Below are 22437 nucleotides of genomic sequence, written 5' to 3'. Positions count from 1 at the left end.
TCTACAATCGCAAACGTCCAGATTCCACCCTTCGCGGCAACTCCCCAGCCGTGGTCTATTGGCTGAGAAATGAAACAACCAACCCCAAGCAGCAGGTGCAAAGAGTAGCTTAAGTCACGCCAAAAACTGCCCAATCATTGGGGAATAGCTCAAGCGGGGGTCAGAAAATCTCAATATCGTCGTGAGTAAGGATCGCGCCTTGGTCAAACGTGGCAACAAGGATCTGGGCCGAGGCGCCGGTGCCGTCCGAGTCATACCAGAGCCGACCCGAGGTTTGATCGAAGATCAGGCGATCCGCTGCATCTTGTGCATTTATACCGGATACGAAAGCCGTCTCATTCAGCGCGCCGTTTGCAATACCCGTGAATACGGCCGACTTCAGCTTGAGGGTATCGCCCTCGCTTGCCGTGTTGGTGTTGAAGTCAATGATCCGATCCACGTTGTCTGCGCCAAGTTGGCGGTCAAAGACAAATGTATCCGCGCCCGCTTGCCCCTTGAGGGTGTCACGCCCCTCACGCCCGATGATCGTATTGGCAAAGGGGGTGCCCACGATGGTGTTGTTCCCGTCGTTGCCAATTCCGTTGAAAATCGCCGGGTTCCCATCCTTGGTATAGACCGTCTGCATGAACAGCCGTTCGACGTTTGCCGTCAATTCATAGGAACGAAAGGCGCGTACTGTATCGGCCAGACCACGCCCTGCCGCTTCGATCACAGTGTCGCCGGGCGCACGGACGAAGTAGGTGTCATTTCCCGCACCACCAATCAGCGTGTCGTTGTTGCGTCCCCCGTCAAGGATGTTCGCCTCACGGTTGCCGCGTATTTCATTCGCAAGACCGTTGCCGCTACCCAGAATGGCTGTATCGGTCAGGTACAGGTCTTCGATATGCGACCGGCCCATTCTGAAATCGACCGAGGCGTAGACGACGTCATTGTGGCTGCCGGTTCGGGATTCAACCACGACGTCGCCGTGATTATCAACATAATAGACATCGCCGTCCAAGCCGCCATGCATGCGGTCCGCACCGGACCCGCCGTCAAGCGTGTCCTCCCCCTGCTCCCCGTACAGCGTGTCGTTGCCGGCACTGCCAGTTATGACGTCCGCCATGTTTCGCCCATAAATGATGTCGTTCTCGGCACCGCCGTCTAGACTGTCTGCCTGTTGGCCTCCTACAATCTCGTCCACGCCGTCACCGCCAAGGATGGTCACAGATCCGTCCTGATTCACTGTGCCCGCACGATCAAACCCGAAAAGCATGTCGTTGCCCGCACCGCCATCGATAAAATCGGCACCGGTACCGCCTTCGATGGTGTCATCGCCGTCCCCGCCTTCCAGACTGTCGGCACCAGAGCCGCCATTGATCGAGTCCGCGCCACCAAGCCCCTGGATCGTGTCGTTCGCTTCGAAGCCAAGGAAAACTTCGGACGCATCTGTTCCTAGAAGAGCATCCTTGCCGCTCGTCCCTTCATAGATGTTTCCTGAGCGGTTGAAGAAAACATCCCCACCCCCGTTTCCGCCCAGAAAGAAGGTGGCAAATCCTCCGACTACTTTTAGAACGACAAGGTCCTGATACCAGTTCGACGCGGCCGATTGACTGAGTGGAAGGATTTCGGTTTCGTCTGGACCTAAACCGATCATATCTCCCTGAAGATCGAGAGTGATGATGTTGTTGGTCCCACGCAGGCGAGAACCTTCGCTGCGGGAATAAGTGACGTGCAACTGATCGTCGTCCCCGGCTACCAGGTCGAGCCCCAACAGATACCCAGACGGACCAACGGAGGTGTCGAAGACCGAGGTACCGTCTGCGTCGAGCCGGTGTACCACAAGTCTTGGTGGTCTACCGGCCCAACCCGCATAGCCGAACGCCCAGCCGCCATCTGGCAGGGCAACGGAATCAATGATGCCTTTCCAAAAATCATGCGTTCGGGAACTGACTGGGTAGTCCTGATACGGGACAACGGTACTAAGGTCGTCTGACACCCGCGCGAAGGACGCCCTAGCGGAGCCGTTGGTGACATAGTAGCTGTCGTCGCTTGTAGTATGGAGGATGGAGGCCACCATCTCGCCCGATGCAAGTGTCAAAAGATCGGCCTGCAGCTCTGAACTTACAAAGCCCGTGTCCCAGACTTTGACGTTGAACGAAACGGGTCCCAGATCGGTGGACCCGATCAGGTCGCCGGTTTCTGGATCGAACTTGCGCAGCACGGTCACAACCTGCTGGCGTGGCGTGTCCCCGCTGGTATCGACAATCCCTTGGGTTGCCTCGAGGACGTTGATGGATCCGTCCTCAGAAATGGTCACGTCAACAACGCTTGTGGCGACGTCGATTGCAACCGTCGTTGCTTCTGGCACCCCGTGTTCGCTGAAATGCTGCACGATGACCTGGTCGCCGGACAAATATGTCAGCGTCCGACGCCCGTTCGAGTCAACGAAAATGTCGTTATCGAAAGCCGATGACACCTCATTCTCGTTCAGGACATCCGTACGCAAGACCGTCCCGGCATCGTTTATGACACGGCTTGTCAGATATCCGTCGTCCTGGTTCAAGAACACCAACAAGTACATTCCGTCGGCAAGGGTCTGAACCGAAAGGAAGTCGCTGTCGAGCGATGTTCCTACGACTTTGTTTGAGGCTGAGGCGGAAAAACTCATTAGAATAGTCCCCCTTAAAAAAGCGAGATATTGAAACTGACAATTCTCAAATTGGAATGCATTTTTAAGTAGAGTGCGCCTGATGTCGCTTTCCGGTCAAGCGTTTTGATACCTTGCCAGATACGCTAATCTACAGAACCGATAATTCCATCTCGGATATGCACACTTCCTGTATGACGACCTCTTAGCTGCCATGGCCAATTTCAGCGCCCTTCGAACCTGTGATACCCAATGAAATTCGCGAAGGAAGTTATAGATTCCTAACTTTTTTCAATAACTTACGATCAATCACCAGCCGTTTCCCAAACTGAACGCGGGTTCGATTCCCGCTACCCGCTCCAATCCTTGCCCTTGCTCAGCGTCTATTCCTTACCCAGCGGACCACCCAGTGTTGCCCGTTGTCAAACAGCGACGGTTATAGAAACCCGTCAATACTGTCGATCAAGGACACGTCGTCGTCGCGGCTGCCGAATTTGGCGACGCGGTGGTGTTGCAGCCGACCCTGAATGCCCAGCCCGTAGCGCGCGATGATTTCTTCGTCACCAACATCATGATCCAGCCAATGCTCTGCCTCGTCCGAGGTTAGCGCGACGGGCATCCTGGCATGTATCTCTTTGATCTCGGGCAAGGCCGCGCGGGTCAGGATGGTGCAGGTCCGCAGCCCGTTCGCAAGCCGGGTCTGCAATCCCGCCAACAGCATATAGGGTTGGTTCTGTTCCAGCCGGATATAGTTCGGCTGGCGGTTGGTCTTAGGGCCGCTCCATTCATAGTAGCCCAACACCGGAACCACGCAGCGCCCCTGCGACCAGGCATCCCGAAACGAGGGCAACCCACGCGCCGTTTCCAGCTTGGCATTAAAGGTGGTCGCTTTCCATTCCGCGATCGGTTTCCTGTGCCAGTGGGGCACCAGCCACCAGCGCGCGCTTGAGGCGACGACCTCGTCCCCGTCCAGAAAAAGCAAATTCAGCAGCTGAGTCGGAGCGACGTTATATCCGGTGGTGGCTTGGGCGGCGTCTTCGGCCCGCCAGGGACGGTTCGGATAAATATACCCGCTGAGTATTTCCAGCATTTCCGCCTGGGTTTTATCGCCCGCAACAATACGTCCGCACATGCAACATGTATCGCCAAACCGCGCCGCCGAGTCCAGATTGTTCGCTTTTAAGGATCCGTCGGGGCTGACAGGGGCCCTGGTCCCCCTGCCCTAAGACGAACAGCCCCAAGCCTGGACCCCAGAGATCTGATTTGCCATTTCCTTTGCTAATTTATGCCAGACAGTTAGACATGGCGGTGCGCCTGCGCGGCCATTTCTCTTGTGCTACGCATATTGTTATGACATATAGCTATATACCTATGAGCCTTTTATGACGACACCAATGACGACCGCGCTGACCACATTGATCCTGATGGCAATCGCCGGTGTCGGAGGCTTTATCGCCTCGTTCCTGCATACGCCGCTGCCCTATATGCTGGGCAGCCTGATCACGACAGCCATTATCGCCTTGTTTTGGTTCGATAAAGTACCGCAGGGCTATAAGTTTCCGATGAAGTTCCGCATGGTCTTTATGTCGGTCATCGGCGTCACCATCGGCACGCGCGTCACGCCCGAGGTTATCTCTTCGCTGTCCGGCTATCTGCCCTCGTTTGCCCTGCTGACAGTGTTTTGCTGCGTGGCGCATTGGATGAATTACCAGATTTTTCGCCGGGCCGGTGGCTATGATCACCCGACCGCGTTCTATTCGGGGACGCCCGGCGGCTTGATTGAATCCATCGCCATGGGAGAGCAGGCCGGGGCCAACATCGCGGTCCTCACCATTCAGCAGTTCCTGCGGATCATCGCCGTGATCACCCTGATGCCGATCGGGATGTCGCTGTGGTATGGCGCGCCGGTCGGGTCGGCCTCGGGGATCAGCCTGGCCGAGGCCGGGACGGATCTGCACGCGATGCCCATGGTGCTGCTGCTGGGGGTAATTGGTCTGGTGATCGGCAGAGGATTGCGCATCCCCGCAGGTCAATTGACCGGCCCCCTGGTTGTGGCTGCCATCGTGACCGTCAGCGGCTTTGCCGATCTGGCCGTGCCCCAATGGGTGATCAACCTGTGCCAGGTGGTGATCGGAACCAGCCTTGGGGTGCGCTTTGTCGGGCTCAAGCGCGATGCGCTGCTGCGGGCTTCGTGGCTGTCGATACTGTCTGTATCCGCGATGCTGGGGCTGGGCCTGATCTGCGCGATCATTCTGGTGCCCATCACCGGCCTGCCCGTGGACGTGTTGCTGATCTCGTTCGCGCCTGGCGGCGTGACCGAAATGGCCCTGATCGCCCTGTCGCTGCACGCCAACCCGGCCATTGTAACGCTCCATCATATCTATCGCATCATCCTGACGGTCATCGAAATGACCGCCGTCGTCCGTTTCATGGACCGCAAGAGGACTTGACTTCACACGAACCACCCTTGAATGAACATGTGTTCATTTATTAGACGAGAGAGGACGTCACCATGCAAATGAATGAAACCTGCGCCGTGATCACCGGAGGCGCGTCGGGCCTGGGCGAAGCAACCGCCCGCCTGTTCGCGGAATCGGGCGCCAAGGTCACCCTGCTGGACCGCGATTCCGAACGCGGCCCCAAGGTCGCAGCCGAGATCGGCGGCACCTTTGTGGAAACCGACGTCAGCAGCGAAGAGTCAGTGCAAAACGCCATCGACACCGCTGTTGCGGCGATGGGCAAGGTCAATACCGCCATCAACTGCGCCGGCATCGGCACCGCCGAGAAAACTCTGGGCAAAGACGGCCCGCACAGCCTGGAACACTACCAGCGCATTCTGAACGTGAACCTGGTTGGCTCGTTCAACGTGGCCCGTCTGGCCGCGGCCGCCATGGCCAAGAACGACCCCACCGAGGACGGACAGCGTGGTGTGATCATCTCGACCGCCTCTGTCGCGGCATTTGACGGTCAGAAGGGCCAGGTCGGCTATGCTGCCTCCAAGGGCGGCATCGTGTCGGGCACCCTGCCCATGGCGCGCGATCTGCAACGTGAAGGCATCCGCGTGATGGCCATCGCACCGGGCATTTTCCTGACCCCCATGCTGATGAGCCTGCCCGAAGAGGTGCGTGACCAGTTGGCCGTGGACGTGACCAACCCCAAGCGTCTGGGCGATCCGCGTGAATATGCCTCGCTGGCGCGTTTCATCTGCGAATGCGGCTATCTGAACGGCGAGACCATCCGCATCGATGGCGCCCTGCGCATGAAGTAACCTATTGGTGGCGCGCTGAAATTCGGCGCGCCCCAGCCCCAATCCGCCCCTATCCGGCGGCTTTTTCTTCCAGAACCAGCCACTCTTCTTCGGCCGCAGCCAGCGCCTGCTGACGTTCGGCCAGGGCCTCGCTGGCCTTTTTGAACTTGACCGGTTCTTTGGTGAACAGATCGGGATCCATCAGGAATTCTTCCAGCTTGGCGATCTCGGCCTCCAGCCGTTCGATCACGCCCGGCAGCGCCTCCAACCGGTGTTTTTCGGTAAAGCTCAGCCCTTCGCTGGCCTTCTCGGCCTTTGTCTCGGTCTTCTTTTTTGCAGGCTTGTCTTTGGCTGGTTTGTCAGGTCCGGAGTCTTGGCGCTGAGCGCGATAATCGCTCCACCCGCCCGCATAGACGGTGGCCCGCCCATCGCCCTCCATCGCGACGGTTTGGGTCGCCACACGGTCCAGAAAATCCCGATCGTGGCTGACCAGCAGGACCGTGCCGTCAAAGTCGTCCAGCAGCTCTTGCAGCAGGTCCAGCGTTTCGATGTCCAGATCGTTCGTGGGTTCGTCCAGCACCAGAATGTTGCTTTCACGGGCCATCAGCTTGGCCAGCAACAGACGCGCTTTTTCGCCCCCTGACAAAGACTTAACGGCCGCTCTTGCCTGCCGTTCGTCGAACAGGAATTCCTTTAGGTACCCGACCACATGTTTGGGCTGCCCGCGCACCATGATCTGATCGGCCTTACCCGAGACGCGCATCTCAGGATCGCCTGCCAGGCTTTCCCACAGGGACATTTCCGGGTCCAGCTGTGCGCGGGACTGATCAAAGATCGCAGGCAGAAGGTTGGTGCCCAGCTTCACCGTCCCGCTGTCCGGGATTTCCTGCCCCATCAGCATTTTCAGCAGCGTGGTTTTACCCACACCATTGGGTCCGACAAAGGCCACGCGATCCCCGCGCTCGATCTTGATCGAGAAGGGTTTCAGGATCACCTTTTCCCCGTAAGCCTTTGTAATATTATCAGCTTCGATGACTTTCTTGCCGGATTTCGGCGCCGAGGACAGCTCCATCGCGGCGGTGCCCTGTCGCCGGATTTGTGCCGAGCGTTCCGCCCGCAACGCATGTAACGCCCGCAAGCGCCCCTGGTTGCGTTTGCGCCGTGCGCTGATGCCTTCGACCGCCCAACGCCCTTCGGATTTGATCTTGCGATCCATCTTGTGGCGCTGCATGTCTTCGTCGTCCCAAACCTTGTCGCGCCAGGCCTCGAAATCTTCGAAACCACGTTCTTGGCGGCGCACCATTCCCCTGTCAATCCAAAGGGTTGCGCGGGTAAGTTCACGCAAAAAAGCCCGGTCGTGGCTGATCAAAACATAGCCCGCGCGGGTCTGTTTCAACTCATTCTCAAGCCAGGCGATGGCTTCGATGTCTAGGTGGTTGGTCGGCTCGTCCAGCAGCATCAGCTCGGGCGCCTCGGCCATCAGCTTGGCCAGCGCCGCGCGGCGTCGCTCGCCCCCCGAGGCGGTTTCAACGGCGCGGGCCGGATCAAACTTCAGCCCCTCGCCAGCCATCTCAACCTTGTACATCTCCGAGGCCTCAAGCCCGCTGGTGGCAAAATCGCCAAGCGTGGCAAAGCCGGTCATATCCGGGTCTTGCTCCATATAGCCGACGCGAATACCGGGCGGTACAATACACGCACCGCTGTCGGCCTCGACCAACCCGGCCATCACTTTCATCAGGGTCGATTTGCCTGAACCATTGCGCCCCACCAGCGCCACCCGATCCCCGGGCTGAACCACCAGCGAAAGATCATGAAAAACAGGATTTCCGCCGAATGTCAGCGAAATATCGGTGAGCTGAAGAAGAGGTGCACGTGCCATACCGCGCAGCTAACCAGCCACCTTTGCAAGGTCAAGTGGATTAGCCCGCGACCCCGCGCAACAACCGTTTCCGCGCCGGGGGAATCGCATTGATTTCCAGCCCGGTGAAAACATGCAGCGTGTTCATGTGCCGATCCACCACCGCGTGATCACTGACCCATCCGCCCATCAGCAGATACGTCCGCAGCAAGGGCGGCATTCGCAGCATCGCCTTTTTCGCATCCGGCTTGCGCCGCAGTTTTTGGGCGAATTTAAAGACCTGAGGCGCCTTCACACGTGGCAGCCATCGCCGTGGGGCCAGGTGGCGCTCTTTCAGCATCGCAAAACTGTCCAGGTATTCCTGTTCATCTGTGCCATGAAACGAAGAGCAGCCAAACAGCATCTCAATTCCATTGTCATCCACGAATTTCGTCATCGCCCCCCAGGCCACGCGCAGGATATCCGGGTCGTTGATCTCAGGATGGATACAGAATTGCCCCATCTCGACCATGGGGCCTGAAAACGCCTGAAGCGCCGATAGCTCGTAGAACTGGGCGGCATAGCTGCGGCCGATCTCTCCGCCATCCGACAGGGGCAGGAACCGAAAGGTACACATCAGCTGCCCCGAGCGCGCCTCTTCGATCAGCACATGATCGCAAATCCCGTCGAATTCGTCGGCATCCCGTCCGGCCGGTTCCCCGCGAAAACACAGATGACGCAGAGATTGCGCGGCCTGAATATCGGCTGGGGTGTCAGCAAGCCGCGCCTGATAGCGGCCTTTGTTCATCAACTGCATCGGACTGATCCTGTACCGGTCATGGCGGCTTGGGCGGCCTTTTGGCTCGCCCTAGCATACCACATGTATCAAGGATGTGACGACAGGCGGATCAAGGTCTTAAATGGACCTATGCGCGAGGCTTTGCTTATTCGACGAAGTCAGCCGCGTTGAATTTGCCCAGGCTGCCCAGAAGCTGCCGCAAGAAGCTAAGATTGGCGACAGGGCTGTCGGTCACGCGCCGATCCAGCGGCACGACTTTGCCGTCCTCCAGCCCGTAGCGTTCGATATTGCTGACCACACCGCGGTTATTAAAGGTGATGGCCACGACCTCGCGGTCGATCACCTTGGGGGCCTGATAGGAATAGTGACGCACGCGAGAGCGCACGTAGTAGTATCCGCTATTGTCCAGAATGCCGCCGGTCGAGGGCGTACCCACGGTTTCGGCCACACTGTCACGGGTGTCAATTCCCACAACCACATTCGCCAGATCATCTGGATGCGGCACATATCCGTGATTGCGGAACTGCGCCGTACAGGCCATCAGCGCGGCCAATGCGCCGCCCATGACTGCGATTCTGATCGATTTGCCCATGCGCGACATGGCTGCTCCCTGTGGTAGCCTCTTGTATTGGCATCGCCTGCCTTTTAATCCGATTACAGAAGGAACGAGCTCTGTTCAAGTTAAGGAAGCCCCAAGCCTGATGACAAAGATGCCAACTCAAGCCCTGCGCGTCGCTGATTTGCCGCAATCCAAGCCCACCCGGTTCGAGCTGGTGCCCGATACGGAGACCCTGTCGGCCATAGCCACCGAACTTGGCCTGCGGGGGCTGCGTAAGCTGCGTTTCAAGGGGCAGATCGTGGCCGAGGGGAAACGTGACTGGCGGCTAGAGGCCGACCTGGGCGCGACCGTGATCCAGGATTGCGTGGTGACACTGGACCCGGTGACGACCCGCCTCGAAGAACCCGTGACCCGGCGATTCCTTGCCAATATGCCCGATGATTCTGGTGATGAGGAAGAAATCGAGATGGCTGAGGACGACTCGATCGAACCGTTGGGCGCGGAAATCGACCCGGCCGTGGTGATGATCGAGGCCCTGGCGCTGGCCCTGCCCCTGTATCCGCGGGCCGACGGGGCCATTCTGGGCGAATCCATCCATACTGAACCGGGCAAAGAGGCGCTAAGTGACGCTGATCTTAAGCCATTTGCCGGTCTGGCCGCCCTGCGCGAGCAGTTGCAGGACAAAGAAGATTGAAAGAGGTGAAAAAACACTTGCGACTTTAAGAAATCGCAGTATTTTCCGCCCCTCATCCGAATTTTGGGTTGGACATGTCGGCTTTGACCGAATATGAGCCACGCACCCACGTGAAACCGGGCGACACGCCCACAGCAAATTGAGATTGTGACATGGCTGTCCAACAGAACAAAGTAAGCAAGTCGCGCCGCAACAACCGCCGCGCACATGACGCGCTGGTAGCGGCAAACCCGAACGAGTGCCCCAACTGTGGCGAGCTGAAACGCCCGCACCACGTCTGCCCCTCGTGTGGCCACTATGCCGACCGTGAAGTGGTCGCCATGGCCGACGAGATCGAGCTGGACGAAGACGCAGCATAAACCTATCGGGGACCGGCGTCCGCATGTCCGTTCAGAATGATCAGACGAAGGCGGGTGCCGGGCGCACCATCATCTCTGTCGATGCTATGGGCGGAGACCGGGGACCGGCGGCAGTTGTCGCCGGTATTTCTGATTCTGCCGCCGTGAACCCTGACATCGGGTTTATCCTGCACGGCCCCAAGAACGAGCTGGAACAGCTGGTCGCCAAGCGCAAGCCGCTTGAGGGCCGGGTTCAGATTCGCGATGCCCAGGACGTTGTCACCATGGAGGACAAGCCCTCTCAGGTGATGCGCCATGGTAAGAAAACCTCGATGTGGTCGGCCCTGAATTCGGTGCGCGATGGCGAGGCTGATGTGTGCGTGTCCTGTGGCAACACCGGCGCCCTGATGGCGCTGAGCATGATCCGCCTGCGCAAGCTACCCGGCGTGAACCGCCCTGCGATTGCAATTCTGTGGCCCTCTCGTAATCCACAAGGGTTCAATGTGATGCTGGACGTGGGCGCTGATATCCGCGCGGACGAACAGGATTTGCTGCAATACGCGTTGATGGGCACGTCCTATGCGCGCAACGGCATGTCGCTGGAACGGCCCCGCATCGGTCTGCTGAATGTCGGCACCGAAGAGCACAAAGGACGTGCCGAGCTGAAAGCCGCGCATGACCTGATCGCCGATGCCGCCCCCAAGGCCGATTTCGAGTTCGTCGGCTTCGTCGAAGGCGGCGATATTCCCGGTGATGCCTGTGATGTGATCGTCACGGATGGCTTTACCGGCAATATCGCGCTGAAAACCGGCGAAGGCACCGCCAGCCTGATCGGCGATCTGATGCGCGAGGCCTTCCGGTATTCGTTCCTGTCCAAGCTGGCCTCGGTACTGGCGCTGACCTCGTTGCAACGTCTGCGCAAACGTATTGATCCGCGTCGTGTGAACGGTGGCGTATTCCTGGGTCTGAACGGCACCGTGGTGAAATCCCATGGGTCTGCCGATGCGACCGGGGTTTCGGCCGCGGTCAAGCTGGCATTCCAGCTGTCTCAGTCCGGCTTTTCAGAGAAACTTGCCGCGCGGGTTGCATCCGCCACTGCACAAGCTAAGAATGCCGACACAGAGTAGCGGAAAGCAGCGAACAAAATGACACTACGCGCCGTTGTGCAGGGCGTTGGGCACTACCTGCCAGAGAGAATTGTTCCGAACAGCGAGTTCGAGAAGACACTTGATACAAGTGACGAGTGGATTCGCGCCCGGTCTGGCATTGAACAAAGACATTTCGCATCCGATGACGAGGCGACCTCGGATTTGGCCACCTATGCGGCACAGGCGGCATTGAAAAATGCCGGGCTTAGCGCCGATGACATCGATGCCGTCGTGGTCGCGACCTCGACCCCGGATCTGACCTTTCCCTCTGTTGCCACCATGGTGCAGGACAAACTGGGCATGACACGAGGCTTTGGCTTTGACGTTCAGGCCGTCTGCGCGGGCTTTGTATACGCGCTGACCAATGCCAACGCGCTGATTCTGTCTGGGCAGGCCAAGCGGGTGCTAGTGATCGGCGCGGAAACCTTCAGCCGGATCATGGATTGGGAGGATCGCGCGACCTGTGTTCTGTTCGGAGACGGCGCTGGCGCTGTGATCCTGGCGGCCGAGGACGGCACCGGCGACACTTCGGATCGGGGTATTCTGTCGGCAGATCTGAATTCGGACGGACGCTATCGCGATATGCTGTATGTCGACGGTGGCGTTTCGACCAGCGGCACCTCGGGCAAACTGCGGATGCAGGGCAACCTGCTGTTCCGCCAAGCGGTCGAAAAACTGACCACAACGGCGACTAATGCCTTGGAAAAAATCGGACTTTCCGATGATGATGTGGCCTGGATCGTGCCGCACCAGGCCAATATCCGCATCATTCAGGGCACCGCCAAAAAGTTGGGCGTGCCGATGGAAAACGTGATCGTCACCGTGCACAAACATGGCAACACCTCGGCGGCCTCGATCCCGCTGGCGCTGTCGGTTGGTGTCGAAGAAGGCAAGATCAAACCCGGCGATCTGCTGGTCACCGAAGCAATCGGGGGTGGTTTGGCCTGGGGCTCGGTCGTGCTGCGCTGGTAAGCCTGCAACAGTGGCGTGCACCAGCGTGCTGAAACTGCGTGGGGCAAGCCATTGATATTGACTCGGAAATTGGCTTGCAGCATGGTGTCCCAAACTAGGGGATTGATATGAGCGAGAAAACTCTGACACGTATGGACCTGAGCGACGCGATTTTTCGTGAGGTCGGTTTGTCGCGCAATGATGCCAGCCAGCTGGTGGAAAGCGTTCTGCAACATATGTCGGATGCCCTGGTCGACGGCGAACAGGTCAAAATCTCGTCCTTTGGCACTTTCTCGGTGCGTGAAAAGGCCGCCCGCGTGGGCCGCAACCCCAAGACCGGCGAAGAGGTTCCGATCAATCCACGTCGCGTGCTGACGTTCCGCCCCTCTCACCTGATGAAAGAGCGGGTCGCCACAGGCAACAAATCCTAATTTCCGGGGGGCGGTAACATGACCAAATCCCCCGACGCGTTTCGTACCATCAGCGAAGTCGCCGAGTGGCTGGACCGCCCGACCCACGTGTTGCGCTTTTGGGAAAGCAAGTTCACGCAGCTTAAACCGATCAAGCGCGCCGGTGGGCGCCGCTATTACCGCCCCGAGGACATGCTGCTGCTGGGGGGCATCAAGAAATTGTTGCACGATGACGGCATGACCATCAAAGGCGTGCAAAAGCTGCTGCGCGAACAAGGCGTGGCGCATGTCGCCGAATTGTCTCAGTCTCTTGACGTGATTGCACCGGCGGATCAGATGGTGCCCTCGCCCGAAAAGGTGGCCGCGCTGAAAGACCAGGCTGAAACACCTGAAAGTGCGACTTTGCTGAAATTCCCCCATGGTGCAGATGCCGCCGAGGAGGAAGTGGCCCAGACCACCTATGAGAAGACGGTCGAAGAGCTAACCCCAGACGATATCCCTCAGGATTTGTCACAGGAAACTCCGCCCGCAGTATCGGAACCGCCCGCGCCAGAGGCTGATTTCGAAGCGCCGTCCTTCTTCAACATGTTTGACGCGCTCGATCCTGCGGCCGCTGAAGAAGCGCCCAAACACCCTGAGGCCGACGCGGAAATCACGCCTGACCCTGTTGAAACTCCGCCTGCTGGCCCCGCGCCCAAAATGGTCGAGGTCCCGGTCGAGGCCAGCTCGACCAAAGGGCCCGGCGTCCTGTCCCGCTTGTGGAAGACCACAACGCCCCTGCCCGCTTCGGAACAGGCGCATCTGTCCGAGTTGCGGCAAAAACTGCGTGCGCTCAGCAATCGAATGCAGACCGGCTGATTAGTTTGAAAAAGTGCGAAATCGCTCTTGTCCCTGCCCGGAAAATCAGTATGAAGAGCGAACCGTCGGGCTATAGCGCAGCCTGGTAGCGCGTCCGTCTGGGGGACGGAAGGTCGCAGGTTCGAGTCCTGCTAGCCCGACCATTTTCCCCAAAAGAGCCGTCCCGACAGGTCCGTTTTGGTACACGACCTGTCGGGGCGGTTTTTCTTTGCCCAACAGCTAAACCGACCAATCGGTCATTTTTACCCAGCGTCGTTATTGACTCCGCGTTCCCAAAACCCAAGCTGGTGCCAATCTGCAGCCAGTCAAGGAAGGGACACCATGGCCAAGACCGTCGATGATTTTCAGCTGGAAAATCTGTTGGTTACGATGGACTCGCAAGGAATCACCACGGTGACCCTGAATTGCGAAAGCAAGCGCAACGCCTTGAACGCGGACACGATCGAGGAACTGATCGAGGTGTTCTCCTCGCTGCCCAGAATGGGGGCGCGCGCGGTTGTCCTGCGCGCTGAGGGCACGCATTTCTGCGCCGGTCTGGACCTGGTCGAACACCATCAAGAGGATCGCCGCCCCGAGGACTTCATGCATGTCTGTCTGCGCTGGCACGAAGCCTTCAACAAGATGGAATATGGCGGCGTCCCTGTGATCGCGGCGCTGAAGGGCGCGGTCGTGGGGGGCGGGCTGGAACTGGCCAGCTCGGCCCATATTCGCGTGGCGGATCAAAGCACCTATTTCGCCCTGCCCGAAGGTCAGCGCGGCCTGTTCACCGGTGGTGGGGCCACGATCCGCGTGGCCGATCTGGTCGGCAAAGCCCGAATGATCGATATGATGCTGACCGGACGCGTGTACAAACAGGACGAGGCCATCCAGGTCGGCCTGGCGCAATACCTGGTCGAGGACAGCGAGGCCAAAGCCTATGATCTGGCGCGTGCGGCCGCTGAAAACCCACCTCTGTCTAATTTCGCGATCTGCTCGGCGATCAGCCATATGCAGAACATGTCTGCGCTGGACGCGGCCTATGCCAAATCCGTGGTGGCTGGGATCGTGAACACACAGCCGGCCTCGCGCGGGCGGTTAGAGGCCTTTGCGAACAAAACCGCGGCCCGTGTGCGCCCCGATTGAACAGCAAGACCGTGCAAACAACGGAACAGGGCTGCGATTTTGGCCCTTTTCCCTGTTGTTTCAGCCCCCTCATTTGCTAAGACAGGTCAATTCCAAGGGGGAAATCTGATGATCGGTGTGCTGCCCAGCCAACAGTTGGAAACCATGATTGACGCGGGCCAGATCCACGCCAATCCTGCGATCATTCCCGAACAGATCCAACCCGCCAGCCTGGACCTGCGCCTGGGCGCGCGCGCGTGGCGGGTGCGGGCCTCGTTTCTGGCCGGGCATGGACGGACCGTGGCCGACAGACTGGCCGGGTTCGAGATGCATCAGATCGACCTGAACGGCGGCTATGTGCTTGAAAAAGGGTGTGTTTACGTCGTCGAGCTGATGGAGTCGCTGGACCTGCCTCAGGGCATTCAGGCCGTGGCCAATGCCAAAAGCTCGACCGGACGGCTGGACCTGCTGACCCGCACCATCACCGATGGCGGGGAAGAGTTCGACCGCATTCAGCCGGGCTATGCTGGCCCCCTGTATGCCGAGATCTGTCCGCGCAGTTTTTCCGTGCTGGTGCGTCCGGGGATGCGCCTGAACCAGATTCGGTTCCGTCAAGGCCAGGCGGTTCTGTCCGACGCCGATCTTGGCGCGCTGCATGCGAAAACACCCCTGGTCGATGGCGAGGCCGTGATCAGCGAAGGATTGGGGTTTTCTGTCGATCTGGAGCCCGCGAACGGCGATCTGGTTGGCTATCGCGCCAAGCCCCATACCGGGGTGATCGATCTGGACCTGATTGGCCATTATGACCCGGCCGAATACTGGGAGGAAATCCGCACCACCAGTGGCCAGATCATCCTGGACCCCGGCGCGTTCTACATCCTGGTCAGCCGCGAGGCCGTGCATATCCCGCCGCAATACGCCGCTGAAATGGCCCCCTATCTGGCCATGGTGGGCGAGTTCCGGGTGCATTACGCGGGCTTCTTTGATCCCGGCTTTGGTCATGCTGCCGCTGGTGGCGCTGGCTCGCGCGGGGTGCTGGAAGTGCGCTGTCACGAGGCCCCTTTTGCATTGGAGCACGGGCAGGTCGTCGGTCGGTTGGTCTATGAAAAAATGGCAGAAATTCCCCAGCAGCTGTATGGCGCCGGAATTGCGTCGAATTACCAGGGCCAGGGGCTGAAACTCAGCAAGCATTTCGCAGTTGACGTAAAGTAATACTGGCGTAAAGCGATCGCCGATATCGTTAACACTTGACGTAACGGGATTTGACTGCCCTACTCTCTACTTATGAGAGTTTTTCAGCGAACGGTTCCGCTACTGACGGCTGCGATGGCAGTGATCGGGGCAAATTCCCTTGTGTTGCCACCAATTGCACCGGCAGTCGCAGCGGATTTGTCTACTGACGTCGCAACGATTTTATGCGCCGCTGCGGCCTATGGGACGGGCACGGCCTTGGCTGCGCTGTTCCTGGCGCCCCGCGCGGATGTGGTCGGCCCGGACCGCGCCCTGCGCGCGGCCTGTGCCATTCTTGTCTTGGCCCTGACCGTGTCAGCGATTGCGCCGGACGTGTCTTTGTTGATCCTGGGGCAGGCCTTGGCCGGGTTGGGCGCTGGCGTCGCCTTGCCTACAATTTATGTTCTTGCCGTCCAAGTTGCCCCCGAGGGACAAAAGAAGCAGACCATAGGGTTTGTGTTGTCTGGCTGGACCTTTTCCCTGATCGGAGGCGTAACGATCTCGGCATTGATGGCCGATTATCTGGGGTGGTATTGGGTTTACGTGCTGATGGCTGTCTTGACTGCGATCGTTTGGTTCTTGCTAAGCCGATGCCAATTCGCCCCTGATCAGTCCGAAACATCCGAGATCCAGTCCTCTCCGTTTACGGCCCTTCAATTGCCCGGCATCTGGCGCGGTCTGTTGTCGAATGCGATGCTGATGCTGGCGTTTAACGGCGCCTATTTGTATCTGGGCAGCCATATCGTCGAGAATTTGGGTCGCAGCACCTCGGCTGCTGGCGCGCTGACCATGTTTTATGGAATCGGATTCGGTCTGGCCTCGTTCCTGAATCATCGTCTCGAAATGGTGTCGCTCCGGACTGCGGGGGTACTGGCCTTTGCAGGTTTGTCGGTTATCTATTTGCTGATGGACCTGTCCGCCGACGCCTTCTTATTGCTGCTGCCCATCGCCTTGGTTTGGGGGGTATTCCAGCATTTAGCGTTGAATATGGTTGTCGAACGCCTGACCGACATTGATCCCTTTCGGCGTGGCGCGATCATGGGCATGAATTCAGCCGTCACCTATGTCACGGTTGTGGGCGGGGCGCTGCTGTATCGTTTGCCCTACGAGATCGGTGGCTTGGCGGCCTGTCTGGGCTTTTCGGCGCTGTTTGCGGTCATCGCCTGCATCGAAAGCCTGTGGCCACGTGGGTTCAGAACTTATTCAGCCGCCGAGTAACCCGGGCCGCCTGTTTCGCACCTTTCAGCGCTTGCTGGTTCTGGCGGGCCTTTTGCGGATTGCCCCCGGCCATACGGTTGATGCCCGCGTTGACGCCCTTGTTCACCGCTTTGCGCAGAACCATGCGCATCACCATATTCACGATTTGATTGGCATTCATTGCCCTGTCTCCTGACTACTCGTGCAGTATATAGCGCAGAAATACGCTCATTTTAGGGCAGAGTGGGCCGGATCAGTCGTCGTCGAACAGCTCGGTCTGATCATCGTCGTCGTCCTCGTCACCTGTGGGTGCCCCCAAGGTGGGCGGAGGGCGGCTTTCCAGTAATCCGGCCGAGCGCAGCTCTTTCAGGCCCGGTAGATCGCGCGCGCTTTCCAGGCCGAAATGATCCAGAAATTCCTGCGTCACCACAAAGGTCACGGGCCGCCCAGGCGTCATCCGGCGACGACCAAAGCGAATCCACTCCATCTCCAACAGCTGATCCACGGTGCCGCGCGACACGGACACGCCGCGGATTTCTTCGATCTCGGCGCGGGTGACGGGCTGGTGATAAGCAATAATCGCCAGGGTTTCGATCGCGGCCCGGCTAAGTTTGCGGGTTTCAACCGTTTCCTTTTGCATCAGGAACCCAAGATCGGGCGCGGTGCGAATGGCCCAGGCATCCCCAACCTTGGTCACGTTCACGCCCCGCCCCTCATAGCGTTTGCGCAGATGTTCCAACGCCTCGCGCGCATCGCAGCCATGCGGCATGCGCGATTCCAGCTCTTTGACCGTGATCGGCTCGGCGGTGGCGAACAGGATGGCCTCGACCATGCGTTCCTGTTCGGCCATGGGGGGCGCTTCGAACAGGCTTTCACCGGTGTCGCTGATGTCTTCAGCCATCGGGGGTCTCCTTGCGGCGCAGTTGAATGGGCTCGAACGTGCCCGATTGGCGAATTTCGGCTTTGCCCTCTTTGACCAGCTCTAGCGAGGCCGCAAAGGTCGCCGCCGTGGCCGAGCGGCGCTTGACCGGATCGTCCCCCCAACCCGGAGGCAAATAGCTGCTGATGTCGGTCCAGGTGCCGGCAAAGCCGATCATGCCGCGGATGCGATCCAGCGCCTGTTCCATCGTGAACACGCTTTCGCGGTCCATCACGAAGGGGCGGAATTCGTCGCGGGTTCGGATGCGCGCATAGCCCTGCATCAGGTCCAGCAGCGTCGCCGAATAGGTGACTTTGCGCACGCGGGTGACGTCTTCGGGGATGCCGCGTGCAAAGAAATCCCGGCCCTTCTGATCGCGCGCCATCAGTTTGGCAGCCACCTCGCGCATGGCTTGCAAGCGTTCCAGCTGAAAGGCCAGATGCGCGGCCAATTCCTCGCCCGAGGGGCCCTCTTCGGTGGGATCAGGCGGCAACAGAAGGCGCGATTTCAGGAACGCGAGCCAAGCGGCCATGACCAGATAGTCCGCCGCCAGTTCCAACCGAAGCGCCTTGGCGCGTTCCACAAAGTCCAGATATTGCTGCGCCAGATCCAGGATCGAGATTTTGCGAAGGTCCACCTTTTGCGTTCGGCTGAGCGTCAGCAACAGGTCCAGCGGGCCTTCGTATCCATCCACGTCGATGATCAGCGCCTCGGCGGCCAGACGTTCAGCGACGCTCTGTTCCTGGAACAGTTCGTTCTGCCCCTCGGGCATCTGATCGAAGGTGTCGTCCGCCATGCGCGCCTATCCGTCCAATAAGGCGTCCAGCTTGGCCTCGAGCGCAGGAATGTCAACCTCGTCGGGCTGTTTTCGGGCGGCAAGGGCGGCCTCGGCGCGGCGCTGGCCCTTTGCGTCCAACCGTCCCGCTGCTGCGGCAACCTCTTGTTTATCGGCCAGTGAGCCATTGCAATGCAGGATCACATCACAGCCCGCCGCGCGCGCCTGCTGGCTGAGGTCGGTCAGCGAGCCACTAAGCGCCTTCATCCCCAGATCGTCCGTCATGATTAGCCCGTCAAAGCCGATCTGATCGCGGATCACCCCCATCATCTTGGCCGACAAGGTCGCCGGGGCGTCATCGAAGGCCTGATACACCAAATGCGCCGTCATCCCCAGCGGCAGGTCATTCAACGCCCGGAACGGTGCGAAATCCACGTACCCGAGCGTATCCGCGTCTGCCTCGACCACGGGCAATTCCAGATGGCTGTCCGCCACCGCGCGCCCATGTCCGGGGATGTGCTTGACCACCGGCAGAACCCCGCCATCCAGCAACCCATCGGCCACAGCACGCCCCAAGGTGGCCACAATACCGGCCTCGGTGCCATAGCAGCGATTGTACAGGAACGGATGGGTCAACTCGGTGGCCACATCCACCAGGGGCGCGCAATTGATATCGATCCCCAGCGCGCGCAGCTCGTGAGCAATCAGACGATAGCGCAGATACATGGCCTGTGCAGGGTCCGCGGCGGCCCGGACGAACTCCAGCGGAGGCAACCAGTGACGCCAGTCCGGCGCGCGCAGACGCTGCACGCGTCCGCCCTCTTGGTCGATCGTGATGGGGGCATCGCGACCCACGGCCTCGCGCAGATCGGCACACAGCGCGCGGATCTGATCAGGCGTGTCCAGATTGCGGGCAAACAGGATAAAGCCAAACGGGTCGGCGTCGCGAAAGAACGCTTTTTCCTCGGCGCTGAGCCGCAGTCCCAGCGGATCCAGAATCGTTGCGCCGAAATTCATCGGGTGGTCACGGGGATACATTCGGCCTTTTCAGCCACCAAAGCCGAGCAGAACCGCCGCGCATCATTGATATCGCCAAAGCCATGGGCGCGCAGGCGATAGAAGGTGCGCCCGCCGCTTTCAGCGCGCTGAATCACGCGCTTTTTGTCTTCCATATAGTCGCCAAAACGGGCGAACAGGCGGTCCCATTCCTTGCGGGCGACCTCGGCGCTTTCATAGGCGCCAAGCTGCGCCAGACGCGTGCCAGCGGGCAACGAGGCCGGATCAACATCCACCGAACCCGCGGCCACCGGTGCCGACACAGGCGCAGGTTTCAGACCCGCCGGGCGCGCACTGGGACGCAAGGAGCGGCCAAGCCCCCCCGGTACGATTTTCACCTCAGGAGCAGGCTCAGCAACGCTGGGCGCTGGCACGGTGACCGGGGCGACCTCTTGCAGGGGTTCGGCGTCTTTGGTCAGGCTGGCGACCAGGTCTTCGACCGACATTTTCTCTTCGGTGACAGGCTCTTGTGGCGTGGGGCTGGTCATCGCCTCGGCCGAGGGCAACGCGCCAATCGGCTTGTCTTCGTCACTCAGCGTGATCGGTTTGGGCGCGAGGATCAACTTGTCAGCAGGTTTCGAGGCGCTTCCTTCGGCGGCAACCGCGTTCACGGCAAGCCCCTGATTGGCGGCGGCGGCCCCGCCAGGATTGTCTGGCTGAATGCGCATCGGGCCTTCGGCGGCGCGGACAACGGGGATGCCGCTGACATCGCGTGTCACCAACTGATAGCCCCAGACACCGACCCCCACCAAAAGGGCCAGCGAAACCGCTGCCCCGGCCAGGTTTGCCATTGCTCCGAATGCGATGCCGTTTTCGGGGGCGTCAAAACCCCCATCCGCCTGTATCTGCGCCATGTTCGCCTCTTGCCCGGGGCCCGTCGGCCCCTGGTTTCATGCTCTGCCCAACCGGCGCGTTGTGCGTTAGCGCATCTCTTCTGCCGGTTTCACGCCCAGAATACCAAGACCTGCTGCAATTACAACGGCTACGGCCCGGGCCAGCGCGATTTTCGCCTGACTGGTGGCGGCGTCGCCCTCTTGCAGGAAACGCAGGGACAGATCGTCGTTGCCGCAATTCCACAGCGAATGGAAATCCGAGGCAAGTTCATACAGATAGAACGCCACCCGGTGCGGTTCGTTGGTGCGGCCCGCGATTTCCACCAGGCGCGGCCATTCGGCCAGCTTTTTGGCAACGGTCAGCTCGGCGTCGTGGGTCAGCCCGGACAGATCGGCGGCCGCCAGCGTTGCGTCATCATGGGTGATCCCGGCCTCGGTCGCCTTCCGCAGGACCGAGCACACGCGCGCATGCGCATATTGCACATAGAACACCGGGTTGTCCTTGGACTGTTCCAGCACCTTGTCGAAGTCAAAATCCAAAGGCGCGTCGTTTTTGCGGGTCAGCATGTGAAAGCGCGTCACGTCCGCGCCCACCTGTTCGACCACGTCGCGCAGGGTCACGAAGGTCCCTGCCCGTTTCGACATTTTGAAGGGCTCGCCATTCTTGAACAGCTTCACCAGCTGGATCAGCTTGATATCCAGCGGGACCTTCTGTTCGGACAGCGCCGCCACCGCCGCCTTCATCCGTTTGACATAACCGCCGTGATCCGCGCCAAACACGTCGATCAGCAGGTCAAAGCCACGCTCGATCTTGGTGAAGTGATAGGCGATGTCGGGCGCGAAATAGGTCCACGAGCCATCCGATTTCATCACCGGACGGTCCACGTCATCGCCGTATTCGGTGGATTTGAACAAGGTCTGCTCGCGCTCTTCCCAATCTTCGGGCAGTTTGCCCTTAGGCGGTTCCAGCACACCTTCGTAGATCAGCCCCAGGCCTTTCAGACGCTCCAGCGCGGCCTCGATCTGGCCGGTGCCATACAGCGATTTCTCGCTGTAGTAAGTGTCCATCTTGACACCCAGAGCCGCCAGATCACCCCGGATCATCTCCATCATGGCTTCGGTCGCGAATTCACGCACATCGGCCAGCCAGTCGGCCTCGGGCTTGTCCAGCAGGCTGTCCCCGTATTTTTCCTTTAGCGCCTCGCCGACCGGGATCAGGTAATCCCCAGGATACAGGCCTTCGGCAATCTCTGGCTCCAACCCGTTGGCCTCGCGGTAGCGTTCAAAGGCTGACCGCGCCAACACGTTCACCTGCGCGCCGCCGTCGTTGATGTAATATTCGCGGGTCACGTCATAGCCCACGTAATCCAGCAGACTGGCCAGCGCGTCGCCAAACACCGCGCCCCGTGTGTGGCCCACATGCATCGGGCCCGTGGGGTTGGCGCTGACATATTCCACGTTCACCTTTTTGCCCTGCCCCATGGTCGAGCGACCATAAGCGGTGCCAGAGCTCAGCGCCGTTTTGACGATCCCGTGCCACTGCCCCGCGTCCAAACGCAGGTTCAGGAAACCGGGGCCGGCAACCTCGGCGCTGGTGATACGCGGGTCTGCGGCCAGACGGGCGGCCAGCTTTTCGGCAATGTCCCGGGGTTTGGATTTCGCGGGCTTGGCCAGAACCATCGCCGCATTGGTCGCCATGTCCCCATGCGCCGGATCACGCGGAGGCTCGACCGCCACGTTTTTCAGATCCAGACCTTCGGGCAGCTCACCTGCAACAGCCATCTGGCCAAGCGCATCCAGCACCAGGGCGCGCATTTCGGTGAAGAGATTCATGGGTTCCATCCTTTTCAGCTTGG

22 protein-coding genes and 1 tRNA gene are annotated in these 22437 nt (G+C 59.7%); 12 read left to right on the top strand and 11 right to left on the bottom strand.

Annotated elements, in window-relative coordinates; translation table 11 throughout:
• Positions 1–160 precede the first annotated feature (160 nt).
• Both ACXADQ_RS15450 and ACXADQ_RS15445 read right to left on the bottom strand, forming a co-directional pair.
• Positions 161–2650 carry a calcium-binding protein gene (locus ACXADQ_RS15450; RefSeq protein ID WP_475322670.1) on the bottom strand — a complete coding sequence of 830 codons (2490 nt, stop codon included), beginning with the start codon at positions 2648–2650 and terminating at the stop codon, positions 161–163.
• Between the two features lie 415 nt (positions 2651–3065).
• The gene (locus ACXADQ_RS15445; RefSeq protein WP_475322666.1) at positions 3066–3761 is read right to left on the bottom strand and encodes an SOS response-associated peptidase; all 696 of its coding nucleotides are present in this window, start codon (positions 3759–3761) and stop codon (positions 3066–3068) included.
• Between the two features lie 250 nt (positions 3762–4011).
• Here ACXADQ_RS15445 and ACXADQ_RS15440 point away from each other — a divergent pair, with 250 nt between their 5' ends.
• Positions 4012–5079 carry an AbrB family transcriptional regulator gene (locus ACXADQ_RS15440; RefSeq protein WP_475322662.1) on the top strand — a complete coding sequence of 356 codons (1068 nt, stop codon included), beginning with the start codon at positions 4012–4014 and terminating at the stop codon, positions 5077–5079.
• Between the two features lie 62 nt (positions 5080–5141).
• Positions 5142–5897: an SDR family NAD(P)-dependent oxidoreductase gene (locus ACXADQ_RS15435; protein ID WP_475322658.1), complete on the top strand. Its 756-nt coding sequence runs from the start codon at positions 5142–5144 to the stop codon at positions 5895–5897.
• 49 nt (positions 5898–5946) lie between these two features.
• On the opposite strand, the gene ACXADQ_RS15430 is transcribed toward ACXADQ_RS15435, so the two are convergent.
• The 3 genes from ACXADQ_RS15430 to ACXADQ_RS15420 all read right to left on the bottom strand — a co-directional run bounded on the left by ACXADQ_RS15430 (position 5947) and on the right by ACXADQ_RS15420 (position 9113).
• Positions 5947–7755: an ABC-F family ATP-binding cassette domain-containing protein gene (locus tag ACXADQ_RS15430; protein WP_475322653.1), complete on the bottom strand. Its 1809-nt coding sequence runs from the start codon at positions 7753–7755 to the stop codon at positions 5947–5949.
• 40 nt (positions 7756–7795) lie between these two features.
• Complete coding sequence (locus ACXADQ_RS15425) at positions 7796–8530, bottom strand: GNAT family N-acetyltransferase (RefSeq protein WP_475322649.1); 735 nt, start codon at positions 8528–8530, stop codon at positions 7796–7798.
• Positions 8531–8657: 127 nt separating this feature from the next.
• Positions 8658–9113, bottom strand: a complete 456-nt coding sequence (locus ACXADQ_RS15420) for an outer membrane protein assembly factor BamE (protein ID WP_475322644.1) — start codon at positions 9111–9113, stop codon at positions 8658–8660.
• Positions 9114–9213: 100 nt separating this feature from the next.
• On the opposite strand from ACXADQ_RS15420, the gene ACXADQ_RS15415 reads away from it, so the two are divergent.
• From ACXADQ_RS15415 to ACXADQ_RS15370, 10 genes are all read left to right on the top strand, one after another.
• The gene (locus ACXADQ_RS15415) at positions 9214–9765 is read left to right on the top strand and encodes a YceD family protein (RefSeq protein ID WP_475322640.1); all 552 of its coding nucleotides are present in this window, start codon (positions 9214–9216) and stop codon (positions 9763–9765) included.
• Positions 9766–9917: 152 nt separating this feature from the next.
• Positions 9918–10124 (top strand): 50S ribosomal protein L32, encoded by a 207-nt coding sequence (gene rpmF / locus ACXADQ_RS15410; protein WP_475322636.1) that lies wholly within the window; start codon positions 9918–9920, stop codon positions 10122–10124.
• A gap of 23 nt (positions 10125–10147) precedes the next feature.
• Positions 10148–11230, top strand: coding sequence for a phosphate acyltransferase PlsX (gene plsX, locus ACXADQ_RS15405; protein ID WP_475322632.1), 1083 nt, complete (start codon positions 10148–10150; stop codon positions 11228–11230).
• Between the two features lie 18 nt (positions 11231–11248).
• On the top strand, positions 11249–12223 hold the full coding sequence (locus tag ACXADQ_RS15400; RefSeq protein ID WP_475322628.1) for a beta-ketoacyl-ACP synthase III: 975 nt from the start codon (positions 11249–11251) through the stop codon (positions 12221–12223).
• Between the two features lie 107 nt (positions 12224–12330).
• Positions 12331–12633 (top strand): integration host factor subunit alpha, encoded by a 303-nt coding sequence (ihfA, locus tag ACXADQ_RS15395; protein ID WP_475322624.1) that lies wholly within the window; start codon positions 12331–12333, stop codon positions 12631–12633.
• Positions 12634–12651: 18 nt separating this feature from the next.
• Positions 12652–13470 carry a MerR family transcriptional regulator gene (locus ACXADQ_RS15390; protein ID WP_475322620.1) on the top strand — a complete coding sequence of 273 codons (819 nt, stop codon included), beginning with the start codon at positions 12652–12654 and terminating at the stop codon, positions 13468–13470.
• 66 nt (positions 13471–13536) lie between these two features.
• A tRNA-Pro gene (locus ACXADQ_RS15385) sits at positions 13537–13613 on the top strand.
• Between the two features lie 178 nt (positions 13614–13791).
• On the top strand, positions 13792–14592 hold the full coding sequence (locus ACXADQ_RS15380) for a crotonase/enoyl-CoA hydratase family protein (protein ID WP_475322616.1): 801 nt from the start codon (positions 13792–13794) through the stop codon (positions 14590–14592).
• Between the two features lie 108 nt (positions 14593–14700).
• A complete protein-coding gene (locus ACXADQ_RS15375; RefSeq protein WP_475322612.1) occupies positions 14701–15783 on the top strand; it encodes a 2'-deoxycytidine 5'-triphosphate deaminase in 1083 nt (360 codons plus the stop codon).
• Positions 15784–15855: 72 nt separating this feature from the next.
• Positions 15856–17019, top strand: coding sequence for an MFS transporter (locus tag ACXADQ_RS15370; protein WP_475322608.1), 1164 nt, complete (start codon positions 15856–15858; stop codon positions 17017–17019).
• On the opposite strand, the gene ACXADQ_RS15365 is transcribed toward ACXADQ_RS15370, so the two are convergent.
• From ACXADQ_RS15365 to argS, 6 genes are all read right to left on the bottom strand, one after another.
• On the bottom strand, positions 16994–17179 hold the full coding sequence (locus ACXADQ_RS15365; protein ID WP_475322604.1) for a hypothetical protein: 186 nt from the start codon (positions 17177–17179) through the stop codon (positions 16994–16996). The genes ACXADQ_RS15370 and ACXADQ_RS15365 overlap by 26 nt on opposite strands.
• Before the next feature lie 72 nt (positions 17180–17251).
• Positions 17252–17899, bottom strand: coding sequence for an SMC-Scp complex subunit ScpB (gene scpB / locus ACXADQ_RS15360; protein WP_475322600.1), 648 nt, complete (start codon positions 17897–17899; stop codon positions 17252–17254).
• The gene (locus tag ACXADQ_RS15355; protein WP_475322596.1) at positions 17892–18713 is read right to left on the bottom strand and encodes a segregation and condensation protein A; all 822 of its coding nucleotides are present in this window, start codon (positions 18711–18713) and stop codon (positions 17892–17894) included. The genes scpB and ACXADQ_RS15355 overlap by 8 nt, the downstream gene beginning before the upstream one ends.
• A gap of 6 nt (positions 18714–18719) precedes the next feature.
• On the bottom strand, positions 18720–19730 hold the full coding sequence (gene nagZ / locus ACXADQ_RS15350; RefSeq protein ID WP_475322592.1) for a beta-N-acetylhexosaminidase: 1011 nt from the start codon (positions 19728–19730) through the stop codon (positions 18720–18722).
• Positions 19706–20602: an SPOR domain-containing protein gene (locus ACXADQ_RS15345; protein WP_475322588.1), complete on the bottom strand. Its 897-nt coding sequence runs from the start codon at positions 20600–20602 to the stop codon at positions 19706–19708. Before ACXADQ_RS15345 ends, nagZ begins: the two co-directional genes overlap by 25 nt.
• A 66-nt stretch (positions 20603–20668) precedes the next feature.
• Positions 20669–22414 (bottom strand): arginine--tRNA ligase, encoded by a 1746-nt coding sequence (gene argS / locus ACXADQ_RS15340; RefSeq protein ID WP_475322584.1) that lies wholly within the window; start codon positions 22412–22414, stop codon positions 20669–20671.
• Between the last annotated feature and the right edge of the window lie 23 nt (positions 22415–22437).

The sequence above is a fragment of the Thalassovita sp. ABM4_323 genome (assembly GCF_056158665.1).
The sequence above is the reverse complement of the archived record's forward strand: the minus strand, read 5'-3'. Positions and strand labels throughout refer to the sequence as shown.